Annotated in this window: 12 protein-coding genes and 1 tRNA gene; 4 read left to right on the top strand and 9 right to left on the bottom strand. The window is 33.2% G+C overall.

Annotation, left to right across the window (positions count from 1 at the left end):
* Window positions 1–99: 99 nt before the first annotated feature.
* The gene (locus ACFEL1_RS00880) at window positions 100–1,689 is read right to left on the bottom strand and encodes a lysine--tRNA ligase (RefSeq protein WP_375331153.1); all 1,590 of its coding nucleotides are present in this window, start codon (window positions 1,687–1,689) and stop codon (window positions 100–102) included.
* Window positions 1,690–1,769: 80 nt separating this feature from the next.
* Between ACFEL1_RS00880 and ACFEL1_RS00875 the strand changes: the two genes are divergently transcribed.
* Complete coding sequence (locus tag ACFEL1_RS00875) at window positions 1,770–2,294, top strand: disulfide bond formation protein B (protein ID WP_341763314.1); 525 nt, start codon at window positions 1,770–1,772, stop codon at window positions 2,292–2,294.
* Window positions 2,295–2,559: 265 nt separating this feature from the next.
* On the opposite strand, the gene ACFEL1_RS00870 is transcribed toward ACFEL1_RS00875, so the two are convergent.
* The 4 genes from ACFEL1_RS00870 to ACFEL1_RS00855 all read right to left on the bottom strand — a co-directional run bounded on the left by ACFEL1_RS00870 (window position 2,560) and on the right by ACFEL1_RS00855 (window position 4,921).
* Window positions 2,560–3,435 (bottom strand): energy transducer TonB, encoded by an 876-nt coding sequence (locus ACFEL1_RS00870; RefSeq protein WP_375331152.1) that lies wholly within the window; start codon window positions 3,433–3,435, stop codon window positions 2,560–2,562.
* A complete protein-coding gene (tolR, locus tag ACFEL1_RS00865; RefSeq protein WP_375331151.1) occupies window positions 3,425–3,859 on the bottom strand; it encodes a protein TolR in 435 nt (144 codons plus the stop codon). Before tolR ends, ACFEL1_RS00870 begins: the two co-directional genes overlap by 11 nt.
* On the bottom strand, window positions 3,859–4,584 hold the full coding sequence (tolQ, locus tag ACFEL1_RS00860; protein ID WP_341760935.1) for a protein TolQ: 726 nt from the start codon (window positions 4,582–4,584) through the stop codon (window positions 3,859–3,861). The genes tolR and tolQ overlap by 1 nt, the downstream gene beginning before the upstream one ends.
* 252 nt (window positions 4,585–4,836) lie before the next feature.
* Window positions 4,837–4,921: transfer RNA gene (locus ACFEL1_RS00855), tRNA-Leu, on the bottom strand.
* A gap of 406 nt (window positions 4,922–5,327) precedes the next feature.
* On the opposite strand from ACFEL1_RS00855, the gene ACFEL1_RS00845 reads away from it, so the two are divergent.
* The 3 genes from ACFEL1_RS00845 (at window position 5,328) to ACFEL1_RS00835 (ending at window position 8,005) form a co-directional block, all read left to right on the top strand.
* Entirely contained in the window at window positions 5,328–6,842 is a 1,515-nt protein-coding gene (locus ACFEL1_RS00845) for a hypothetical protein (protein ID WP_375331150.1), read from the top strand.
* 72 nt (window positions 6,843–6,914) lie between these two features.
* Window positions 6,915–7,142: a hypothetical protein gene (locus ACFEL1_RS00840; RefSeq protein WP_342278533.1), complete on the top strand. Its 228-nt coding sequence runs from the start codon at window positions 6,915–6,917 to the stop codon at window positions 7,140–7,142.
* A gap of 128 nt (window positions 7,143–7,270) precedes the next feature.
* Window positions 7,271–8,005: a Bax inhibitor-1/YccA family protein gene (locus tag ACFEL1_RS00835; protein WP_375331149.1), complete on the top strand. Its 735-nt coding sequence runs from the start codon at window positions 7,271–7,273 to the stop codon at window positions 8,003–8,005.
* A gap of 183 nt (window positions 8,006–8,188) precedes the next feature.
* On the opposite strand, the gene ACFEL1_RS00830 is transcribed toward ACFEL1_RS00835, so the two are convergent.
* From ACFEL1_RS00830 to ubiG, 4 genes are all read right to left on the bottom strand, one after another.
* On the bottom strand, window positions 8,189–9,133 hold the full coding sequence (locus ACFEL1_RS00830) for an IS110 family transposase (protein WP_375331148.1): 945 nt from the start codon (window positions 9,131–9,133) through the stop codon (window positions 8,189–8,191).
* A 347-nt stretch (window positions 9,134–9,480) separates the two neighbouring features.
* The gene (locus tag ACFEL1_RS00825) at window positions 9,481–10,077 is read right to left on the bottom strand and encodes a DUF6314 family protein (protein WP_342278532.1); all 597 of its coding nucleotides are present in this window, start codon (window positions 10,075–10,077) and stop codon (window positions 9,481–9,483) included.
* On the bottom strand, window positions 10,059–11,465 hold the full coding sequence (gltX, locus tag ACFEL1_RS00820; protein WP_375331147.1) for a glutamate--tRNA ligase: 1,407 nt from the start codon (window positions 11,463–11,465) through the stop codon (window positions 10,059–10,061). The genes ACFEL1_RS00825 and gltX overlap by 19 nt, the downstream gene beginning before the upstream one ends.
* Window positions 11,466–11,747: 282 nt before the next feature.
* Window positions 11,748–12,506, bottom strand: coding sequence for a bifunctional 2-polyprenyl-6-hydroxyphenol methylase/3-demethylubiquinol 3-O-methyltransferase UbiG (gene ubiG, locus ACFEL1_RS00815; protein ID WP_342278530.1), 759 nt, complete (start codon window positions 12,504–12,506; stop codon window positions 11,748–11,750).
* Between the last annotated feature and the right edge of the window lie 66 nt (window positions 12,507–12,572).

Genomic DNA, 12,572 nt, shown 5'->3' with positions numbered 1-12,572 from the left:
ATTGCCGCGTCGCCGCTTTTTCGAGACTCCTCGCTAATAGACGTATCTTTTAATAATTCTAAAAAACTTGATTATCGAGTCTTACATCAATACTTAAGATTAAATTAGTTTCTGTTGAATCAAATTTATAGTGTCCTTAATACCAAAAAGTTTAATAAAAGACCCCAGCCTTGGTCCTTCAGTTTGCCCAAGTAATATTTGATATAATTCTTTAAAATAATCTCTTAAATTATTATAACCATGCTTATTACCAATATCATAAATTTTTTCTTGGATTTGCTCGGAAGTAATATCTCCCGGCAAAACATTTAACATAGCAATAATTTCTTGTAAGATAATTTTTTGCTGATCATTAGGAACTAAATAGCACTTATTAGCTTTAATAAAGTCATTATAATAACGAGTGGCAAAATCTGTCAAATGATCAAGGTATGGGGCATTTTGTTTCGTTGCACTCGGGGCGTACTTACTGATAAATCCCCAAAGTACCGATTTATCTTCAGGATTGCAAACCGATGCAAGGTTTAGCAATAAGCTAAAACTAATGCCAAAAGTTTCGATATTAGGCACATTCCCGTGATGAATATGATGTACTGGATTCGCAAAACGCTTTACTTGATCTAGTTCTAAATGATATTTTTTATTGAAGGTAATATATTCATCAACATTTTTAGGTATCACATCAAAATGTAAACGTTTGGCTCTTGTTGGATTTTGGTACATAAATAACGACATACTTTCCACCGGTGCATATTGCAGCCATTGATCAACAGTAATGCCATTGCCTGTAGATTTAGAGATTTTCTCTCCGCTTTCATTAAGAAATAATTCATAAAAAAATTGTACTGGTGGGATTCCCTCTAAGATTCGACAAATCCCAGAATATAACCCAGCATTAGGCATATGCTCCTTGCCATACATTTCATAGTTAACTTGCAAACCGGTCCAGCGCATACCAAAATCAGGTTTCCATTGTAGCTTACAATGTCCCTTTGTCACAGGAACTTCCACAAACTTTCCTTCATCGTCTTTATAGGTAATAGTAGCGGCTAAGCGATCGATCTTTGCAATAGGTACTTGTAGTACAATACCGGTTTTTGGACAAATTGGCATAAAAGGTGAATAAGTTGCCTGTCGTTCTTCTCGAAAAGTTGGTAACATTAGAGCCATTATTTCATCATATTTGTCTATGACTTTAAGCATCATCTGATCAAATAAACCGGATTTATAACATTCTGTACTACTAAAAAATTCATATTTAAAGCCAAACCTATCTAAAAATGAGCGAAGCTTAGCGTTCATATAATGTCCATAACTTTCACATTCACCAAAAGGATCGGGAATAGATGTTAAAGGTTTGCCAATATGTGATGCTACCATATCAGGATTTGGGATATTATTTGGGACTTTACGCAAACCATCCATATCATCAGAAAAACAGATAATCTTAGTTGGGATATTGGATAGTTGTTTAAATGCTTCTTGCACCATTATAGATCTAGCAACTTCTGCAAATGTACCTATATGTGGTATCCCTGACGGTCCATAACCAGTTTCAAATAATACATAACCTTTAGCTGGAGTTTTGCTACCCAGTTGATCTAATATTTTTTTTGCTTCTAAAAAAGGCCAAGCGTTTGATTTAACGGCATTTTCTAAAACATTTTCTAAAATTTCTAATTCTGACATCTACATATCCTTATAAATTATCTCTTGAGTTTTTGGTAATATTCCTAGACAATAGCGACTTAAAAAAATAATATTTACTTATGCTAGTTTCTTCTATTGTACATTTTCTTCGCAAAGATAGTTTTAGAGTTTTACATATAACCCTAGTGTGTACGTGCATCTTTGCCTTATCTTTGGCTTATTTTGTCGAATATATATTACATTTTTCACCTTGTCCTTTGTGTATTTATCAAAGATTTCCATATTTATTTATAATCAAGATTTCAGTTGTAGCGATTCTTATCAAGAAAATAAGCAAATATACTTTATTTTTTATCGTTCTAAACTTATTAGGTGCTTGCATATTAGCAGGCTATCATAGTGGAGTGGAAAGAGGGATATTTGAACCAAGTAGTCTTTGTTCAACTTTAATCCATATTCCAAAGCACTTATCCATCCAAGATATTAAAGAAATATTTTATAGCCAACCTATTGCAACTTGTACAAAACCGGCAGTTAAATTATTTGATATATCTATGACAGAATGGAATTTACTACTAAACCTATCTTTATTATTTACCGTACTCTTTATTTGGTTTTATCCTAATCCCAAATCCGAAAATTAATACTAATATAGAGGAAATTTGACTAGCACTAAGTATAAATCTTGAAAAATATAATAATTATGCAAATATTTTACCATAATACCCTACATTTTTTGTGTAATCGTCATCGCGATGCACCTATAGACACCACAATCGTCATTGCGAGGAGCTGCGACAGCAGCGACGTGGCAATCTTTATGCAATATTACGCTTCACTTCACTAGATCGCCACGGCACCTAAAGGTGCCTCGCGATGACGATTACACAAAAAATGTACTATAATATTTTACATACTTGGATCAAAAAGAAAATTAAATTCTTTCCAGCTATTGTAACGCTTAGGGTCTAGATTATTAATAGGACTTGCTTGCCATACTGCCCTCATTGCACTGTCAGATAGAGCGTCACAAGCTATTTTTGTTATGTTTGGGCATATTGTTTCTTTAACTTTTACTTCTTTGACACTACCATCTTGATTTAAAGCTATATACAAAGTTACCCGTAGCTGCTCAAGGTTTTGTATCCCAATAGGTTTGCTCCATACTCTCTCTATTTGTTGTTTAATTAAAGATATTTCACTGATGGAAAGAGGCAATGTTTCATCGTAAGGACCTTTTGATTCTTGGGTTTCTTTATTTTCTTTGGACCTAGCTTGTTTATTTGATTTTGCACTCGACCCTTCAGATGATTGTTCTAAATTTTTAAGCAAAGAATCTAAGTCACTTTTATTAGGAATTTTCTTTTTTTTCTCGAGTGGCTTCTTTGTTTCTACAGGCTTTTTATCTTCTATAGGTTTCTTCTCTTCTATAGGTTTTGTATCTATAACCTTCTTTTCCTCGATAGAAAGCTTGTCTTCAAGAGGTTTCTTTTCTTCTAGAAGTTTCTCTAAAGGTTTCTGCTCTTCTGTATCATTAGGTTTGCTTTGTTCTACTTTTTTTGTATCTTGATTTTCTATAGCTTTTTCAGACTGTTTTATCTTATTGGGTACATTAGATTTACTATTAATTGGTAACATTTCAAAAACTATTACTTGTTCTTCAGGAGATTTTTTAAATAATGATGGAAGACCAAATAAGAAGAAATATATTATTAGTAAATGAAGTACTGCGGAGCAAATAAAAGAAATAGAAAAAATATTATTATTTATATTATTATTTTTCATTATATTTAATATTTGAAACTAGTGCTACCTTAGAAAAGCCTGCTGCATGGATTTCAGATACAACGCTAACTACCTTGCCATATGGCACATTTTTGTCGCCTCTTACAAAGATTCTAATATCTTTTTTTTCTTTTGTAATATTAGTTAGCTTAGTAGCTAAATTTTGTCTCTCTATTTTAGATTCCAATAAATATAATTCTCCTTTATTGTTAATACTAATCACTAACGGTTCATCTTGTCCTGACAGTGGGCTAGAAGTTGTTTCTGGTAAATCAACATTAATACCGGACACTAGCATTGGAGAGGTTATCATAAAGATGATCAATAGCACTAACATGACGTCAACGAGTGGTGTAACGTTGATCTCACTGACTAAATTACGTCTAGATCTTTGATTGTTTGAATTTGGTAATTGTATAGCCATTACATTTTTCCTTCATCTATGGCTCTTGATAGTATAGAACTAAGCTCATTAATGAAATCATCAATTTTGTTATTAATCTTAATTATTTGTGAAGAAAGGTAGTTATAAAAAATTACCGCCGGAATTGCTGCAAATAGACCTATTGCCGTGGCAAGTAGAGCTTCTGCAATGCCAGGAGCTACGATAGCAAGTGAGGTATTTTTTGATGCTGCAATAGATTGAAAACTATGCATAATCCCCCAAACAGTACCAAATAACCCTATAAATGGTGTACTAGAAGCAACAGTTGCCAAAAAACCTAAATTTTGCTCTAATCTTTCAAGTTCACGATTCCTTATCAAGTACATAGATTGTATTATTCGCTCTTTATGGCTAATTTTAAGTGCATCAGTGAGGTTGTTAGGATTTTGGCGTTTACATTCGTTCATAGCTGCTACAAAAACTGCGGCAAGAGGATTATTCATTGTTCTTTTAATAGTTTCATATAACTGATCTAAAACTGCTCCAGACCAAAAAGTAGCTTCAAAAGCTGCAATTCTCTTTCTTATTTGAACTAAATGAACTATTTTATCTATAATTATTGTCCATGCCCAAATTGAAGCAATTACCAAAATTATCATAACAGATTTTCCTATAATATCAGTGGATGATATCATAGAGAAAATTGATGAACCACTTTGTGCTGTAATTTCTACAACGTCATTAATATTGTTATGTGTACTCATTGGATGTAACTAACCTTCATTGCCTAAATATTGTTTCTGTATATATACTCAGCTAGACCTTCAAGAATTAAGGTTTCCGCGACCTAAAAATTTCAGCTGCTTCGTTACTCATGTACGCACAGCTAGCTCTTCTTGAAGTTATACCATTTCTGAAAACTAATCATCACGTCATCGTACTTCATGATCTCCGCTCCGGTACTCGACACTCGTACTCCGAGTAGCAATTTAGTTTTGGGAAATGGTATTATACGATGGTACCTCTGGCCGGACTTGAACCAGCACGCCTTTTGAGCTGTAGATTTTGAGTCTACCGTGTCTACCATTCCACCACAGAGGCATTAGACTTCCTGCAGAATTCTACTTTTGCTGGTAATTTGTACGTCGATCCGGTACTCAAATCCTCACGTACATTTGAGTACGCTGTGGGTCGAGGTTCCGTGTCTCCTACAAATTCCTCAGCAAAAGCGAATTTTGCAGGAAGTCTATTAAATCCCTAAAAATTAAATCATATTTTTTTAAGTTTTGTAGACAAAATAGCAATATCTTTGTATCATGTAAATAACTAAATTGCCTTGGATTAAATTCCGTTATGAATTCGAGAACGGAAATAACGATCTATAAGACCATTAGATAGAAATGTTCACACAACCTAAATTATCCTTGTCGTATTTGTTACTTTAATCTTGACAAAGTGATAAGAAGCATAGTGAATTATAGTTAATTTTAATTAATTAAAGTTTCTTATGAAAAATATATTCAAACCAAAACCAGTTTCTGTTAGTTACAAGAACATAGACCTTACAAATCCTAAAGAAAAAGCAAAATTAATGACACAGCTAAGAAAAAAGAATGTCGATGCTCTTGATTTATCTAATAGTAAGGTTCAATTGGACAAAGAGATATTAGAGGCTATTATAGAAAATCCAATTTCCGAGCTTGATTTATCTAGTAACAATTTGGGAGATAACGGAGCCAAGGTAGTTGCAGGCATTATTCAGAATAGTACTGAGCTTAGGCATCTAGATTTAAGTAATAACCAAATTGGAAGTGAGGGCATGAGAGCTTTGTCATCCGCTTTTGATCATAATAAAACTGTTACTGATCTTGATCTATCGAATAATGATCTAGGAAATGAAGGAGCTAAAAAAGTTGCAACACTTCTTGCTAATAATTCTACTATTATTGATATAAATTTAGATAGTAACAAAATTGGAACAGACGGTCTGTTACATTTACCATCATCTCTTCTTAATCGAAACACTACTAATATTTCTTTAGCTTCTGCTTATATTCCAGAAGAAGCTGTTGCACGTTTTGCAAGAGCGTTACAATACAGCGACAACGTACACTCAATTAACTGTGTGGATAAGGATACAAAGGAGAAAGATTCAAATGAGATAGAAGTGTATGCTCAAAAATTATTTGATACTATAATTAAAATTAGAGATTCCAATGGTTTTGATAAAGAAAGTCAGAAAGAATTTAATAAACTAGTTTGGGAATGTATTGTACCACATCCCAAGTGGAAAGATCTTTTTAAGGACTTAGTGACAAACTCTAATAAACCTTACTTATTTGACCTGAATACTCTTGATGCAAACGGAAAGCCAATGCAAGACCAGGTTTATAATCCTGATCTAAAAACTTTTCTTTCCAATCATAAATCAGCAAAAGAATCAAAAGCAGTGCAACAAGGCGAGCTACCTCCACTAGATGAGAAATGGTTCAACACAACAGTAGGAGTAGACGCTCTGTCATTAGAGAATGCTACTGCTCAGAATGTAACAGAATCATTTTTGACATCAGTAGCAGGTAATGAAGGCGTGAAAGGAGCGTATGCACAGCTTAATGATATTCCAAATTCGCCTAATCTAGCACAGAGAATGCAGGAAAGAAATCTACGAGAGTATAATCTCGTAGACACACTTACTCCTAGTCTAGAAGAAGGGGCAGAAATGCGTACAATAACTGGAGATCATTTTGACCCACTAACGATGACAATTTTAGGTAATGATGACCCCCTACTAACTAGGACAATTGTTCATGATCAAGATGTACCAACAACAGCTAGATTATCGTCCGTTACTCCTAAAAAAGCTACACTAGAACATAAAGATAACCCAAAAATGCAAGCAGAGGCAAAAAAGCTGGGAAAAACTATGTTTCCACATATGGCTTCCCCATCTCAAAGTAATGCTACACCCAATACACCCAATACAGGCAAAAAACATGGGCAATCTAGTGGTTTTAAAAGATAACTTAATAAAAACTCATAGGATCGATATCTACTTTTAATTTTATAAATCTTACATTTGACATAAGAGTATTGTATGCCCAAAAAAACTAAAAAGATAAAAGATGATATAGACAAGGGTTATCTAGCTGACTTGGAAGATAATGAAGATAATTTACCTAAAAATAGAAGTACTAATAATAATGCTGAAAGTACTAAAATTTATAATATTTCTATTTGGAACGAAATGAATGCAGCGGATGGCAAGATACATGAGCTGAAACTTGCTGGTAATGCTAATAATTCTGATAGTGTTAGTGAATAATAAATATTAATCTAGGAAACTAAATTATAAAATTTAAATAAATATTTCACAATTTTCTTCTTGAAAAGAAAAGGTATGAAGCTTATACTATTATAGTATAAATAATAACATGATTCATGGGGTTTCTTATGATTGATTACACAAAGACTTTTACTGCTACTCAGAAAACATATGATGTCGGACTGAGAGAATACATGCTGAAAGTCTATAATTATATGGCTTTAGCTCTTGTGCTAACTGGAGTAATGGCTTTTGCTACTATATCATTTGAGCCATTAACTAGGCTTTTATTTCAAGTTGAAGCAAATGGACAGTTCATGGGCTATACCGGTTTGGGAACGTTGGTAATGATTTCTCCCGTGGGAATTGCTTTGTACTTTTTTATGGGATTTGGTAGGATGAGTCTAGATACTACTAAAGTATTGTTTTGGGTTTATGCTGCTTTAACTGGTATGTCTTTGGCATCTCTTGGGTTTATCTATACAGGAGAGTCAATTGCTCGAACTTTCTTTATTTGTTCATCTGTTTTTGGTGCAATGAGCCTTTATGGGTATACTACCAATAGGGATTTGACATCAATGGGTTCATTTCTTATCATGGGGTTATTTGGTCTTATCATTGTGTCGCTAGTCAACATGTTTTTACAAAGCTCAGCTATATATTTTGCAACGTCTCTCATTGGGGTTGGTATATTTATGGGTATTATTGCATGGGATACTCAAAAAATTAAGTCTATGTATTTTATGTCTGGAGGTGGAGAGTTAGGACAAAAAATGTCCATAATGGCCGCTTTTAATTTGTATTTAGACTTTATTAATTTGTTCTTACATCTTCTAAGATTCTTTGGTGATAGAAGAAACTAGTATTACAGTTGTAGTTACTCAGGGCAGTTTAAAAATCCCAACTAATGATAGAAAATACTAAATTATAGAAATAAATAGTTGTCATCGCGAGCCACAAAGTGGCGTGGCGATCCAAATAAACAGCAATTATCTTTTTAAAAAAATTAAATATTTTTTATCTGTATTTTATATAAATAAAAAATATTATTGATTAACAACAAATACACGTTTTTGTTGAATAAGCTTATGGCAAACTTCCAGTAATTTACGCATACAAGCTACTGTCGCAACTTGTTTAGGTTTAAAATTATTAATAAGTCTGTCATATAAAGCTTTTAAATATTGAAAGCCATTTTTACCTGTTAGTACTGCCATATATAGTGCATCTCGTGGTATCTTTCTGCCTCCTCTAATGAATCTTCGACCTTGTTTATTACCACTATCTCGAGCATATGGCATTATTCCAACCATAGCTGATAATTCGTTGCCGCTATAATTTTTATTTCCCAACTCAGGTAAAAAACTAATTAATTTACTAGCTAGATATTTGCCAATGCCAGGTACAGTTTCTAATATTTTTGTTTTTTCTTGTAGTTCTTCTGATCCATCTATTATCTCATTTAATTTATCATCAATTTTAGATATTTCCTTTTGTAAGCATCCCATCAATGTTTCTATGCTTTCTTTGTCAATACCATCGACACTATTATGCAACCTCTTTTTTTCATTACTAAGCATCAATACTAAATCTTCCCGTCTTTGCTGATATCTCTTCAAATTTTCTGATTCAATTTGATGTATATAATTTGCTGTAAGTTGCATCTTATCACCGTAATACGCTAATTTAAAAGCATCTTGCTTGTCCGTTTTACAAAAATTTACTGACTTACTAAATGAATTAAAACTATAGGTATTTACCTTATGAATCCGTTGCTCATTACTATATAATTTTTGGCAAATTTCATCCTCGTAGCCTCCTGTGGGTTCGCACACTATTAGCTCAATTTTTTGCTCTTTTGTTAATTTTATAAGCTCTTCATGACCTAAATTATCATTTGCAAAACGATGATATTCCGGTTTACTGTTTGAAATATATATACATACATCAAGCCATTTTTTACTTACATCTAGACCTATTATTTTTTTCATAGTATAATCTCCTTCATCTTATTGTGCAAGGCTACTGTACTGCAGTACCTTCTGCAATTTGTTCAAAGCAAACTTAACGATAGAGGGTACTTATTCTGTTCACGACTATTTCAGTCTAGCTTGCTTCAAGTCACCCTCTTACAACTACTTATAACATGTTTTTAAGATATAAGCTTGCTGTTTTATTTTTTGCCACTGCAACTTTTGGATTGCCGCGTCGCCGCTTGCAGCGGCTTCTCGCAATGACGATTTAAGCCTTACAACAGTGCTGCTTCGCAATGACGATTTTTTAACTTTCAACAGTTGTGGGGTGGGGGCATCGAAGGTACGGCAATGTTATATCGAATTCAGGATATTCTAGTAAAACTAGTTTTTATCGTATAGTTTTTGTTAGGACCTAAAACTTTATAACTCAGTTCAAAAGAATTCTTATTCAAGAATGTGTAATTAGCTTGATAAAAATCCAAGTTGCATTGATGTGTACCTTTAGCCTGAACTTTATCCTGAAAAGGAGTATTAGAGATAAAATGTAATTGGTAAAATAAAGCATTGTTATTTTCATTAACAAAATATTTAACAATTTTGTTTTGCTCTAGAGAGTATAGATACTCCTTAAAAGCTTTCACCCTATTGGTATTACCATAATATTCAACATCAAGCTCCTCTCTATATAATATACGTGAATGAGGTAAATATATATGTTCTTTATCTTCTATAAAGTAAGCGATTCCTTTAGCTGTACCATAATTGCCTAAAATTCTTGTAATAGCATATGTTCCAACTAGGTTGTGAAATATATTTAAGTGATTCTCTAAATTAGTTCTCGCAAATGCTTGCTGGGAATTCGCGTACTCACGCACTTCATGTACGCCTAGCCTGCTCATCGCTTGTTTATTGTTCTCATTCATAGGATCATTTAAATCTATTAAATCATTTGAGTACATTTCAACCTAGCAATAGCATTTTCTTTACCAATTATGGCGATAATTTCAAAAATACTTGGGGAAGCAGTCATGCCTGTTATTAGAGATCTAATGGATTGCATGATATCTGCAAGTTTAATATTATTATTCTTGGCTATTTCTTTAAATTTTATTTGAATTGACTCTTTATCAAAATTTTGTAAATTCTCTAATTCCTCAATAACTTGCTCTAGCAAATTTTTATCACAATTCTTGATTATCTCTTTGGCTTCCTCAGAGTAGATAATAGGAACGTTAATCAAGTAAATCTTGGCTAGTTTAGCTAATTCGACTAAATTTGTGCTTCTTATCTTCAAGTTTGGCATTGCTTGCTTAATATAGTCCGTTTCTTTCGTGGTAATTTTATAAGTTTTTTGCAAACTCTCACAAATCATTTTTGTTAATAGCGTAGTATCAAGCTGACGTAGATAATGAGCGTTTAAATTATCCATTTTGGCAAAATCAAGACGAGCAGGTGATTTGCCAAGTCCTTCAAGGTCAAACCATTCTATAGCTTGTTGTCTTGAAATAATCTCATCATCTTTGTGACTCCATCCTAACCTTAGTAAATAATTACACAAGCTCTCGGGTAAATATCCCATATCTTGGTATGCTTTTATTCCAAGAGCTCCATGTCTTTTAGATAATTTTGCCCCGTCATCACCATGTATTAACGGTATATGTACCATATGTGGTACATGCCAACCAAAGGCTTGATAAAGTAGGATTTGGCGAGCAGCGTTAGTTAAATGGTCATCCCCCCTGATAATATGGGTAATCTGCATATCGTGGTCGTCCACTACTACCGCCAACATATAGGTGCTACTTCCATCACTACGTAACAGCACCATATCATCTAGGTGGGAGTTTTCAATAGTAACATCCCCTTGTAAAGCATCATGGATAGTTGTATAGCCAGTTCTTGGAGCTTTCAGCCTAATCACTGGTTCTGTGGATTGGTAACCTTTTGAAAAGTTAGAAGGATCAGCATCTCGCCAAGGGCTTTGAAATAAAAAATGTTGTTTATTAGCTATAGCATTATCTCGCTGTCGATCTATTTCTTCTTGAGGCGTAAAACAATAATAAGCTTTTCCTTCATCTAGTAATTTCAGAGCTGCTTTTTTGTATAAATCATTTCTTTTAGACTGAAAAACCACTTCACCGTCCCAGTCTAAACCAAGCCATTTCAAACCGGAAAATATAGCATCTACTGCATCTTCGGTTGATCTTGTTTTATCAGTATCTTCAATTCGCAGTAAAAATTTGCCATTATGGTGTTTGGCAAATAAATAATTAAACAATGCTGTCCTTGCCCCACCAATATGCAAGAAGCCAGTAGGGGAGGGGGCGAATCTAGTAATTGTAGTCATAGTATTTCCTTTATAACCTCAGTTTTGGATTAAAATTAAAAATTTTAATCCAAAACTGGCTAGAATAATTTAAGTTCTTCAGAAAAATGCATTCTTGAAGCGGCTGCTACGAATGCATTTTAATCTATTATCGCTAATAATCTTATTTTTATTGATATAAAAATAAGATTATTAGCAAATGAAATATTTAACAATCAGGCATCAAACCGCTTTAAACCTGATTGTTTACATTCTCATTCCAATTTCGGATTAATGAAATTAATCCGAAATTGAGGTTTAAAGTTAATTCAGAGCGAGTTCTGCAAGAGGTCTAGTTAAATAAGCAAAATAATTTACCTCTATATCATCACTCAACTGCCAACTTCTATTGACGATATTATAGGTTAAGCCCTTAAGCTCTTTAAGCTCTATGTTATTTTTACTAAACATAGAATAAATTTCAGATGGTTTAAGAAATTTACTATGGTCATGGGTTTTTTTTGGTATCCAGCTAAGCACGTATTCTGCCATCAAAATAGCTAACATATAAGCTTTGACAGTACGGTTAATTGTTGAAATTATAATCATGCCATTTGGTTTTACTAAACTAGCTAGGTTTTTTACAAAATCACTAGGATTGTCTATATGTTCCATGACTTCTAAACATAGTACCACATCATACTGTTTGCTATTTGAGTATACTAATTCCTCAGCAGTTGATTTAAGATATTGTATATTCAAATTTTCTTCTTCAGCATGCTTCATCGCAATATCTATATTACTTTGTAGTGCATCTATGCCAGTGACTGTGCCATTTAGTTTATAGAGAGCAGAGGTAATTAATCCCCCGCCACATCCTACGTCTAAAATATCTAATTTTGAAGGTAGTACTACATCATCATCTATATTAAAATGCTCTTTTATCTTATCTATTATGTAACCAAGGCGAATAGGATTTATTTGATGAAGAATTTTAAATTCTCCATCTTCCTCCCACCACCTGCTAGAAATTTTACTAAACTTTTCTAGTTCTATTTGATTAATAGAAGATTTTGTAGACATATTTCTTCACTGGTTATAGAATCCATTCCTAATATACCACAAAAATCATGAAGCGCTAAGTGCTAT

The organism is Candidatus Tisiphia endosymbiont of Oplodontha viridula (assembly GCF_964264865.1).
GTDB lineage: Bacteria > Pseudomonadota > Alphaproteobacteria > Rickettsiales > Rickettsiaceae > Tisiphia.
This window is presented reverse-complemented; position numbering and strand designations above follow the sequence as displayed.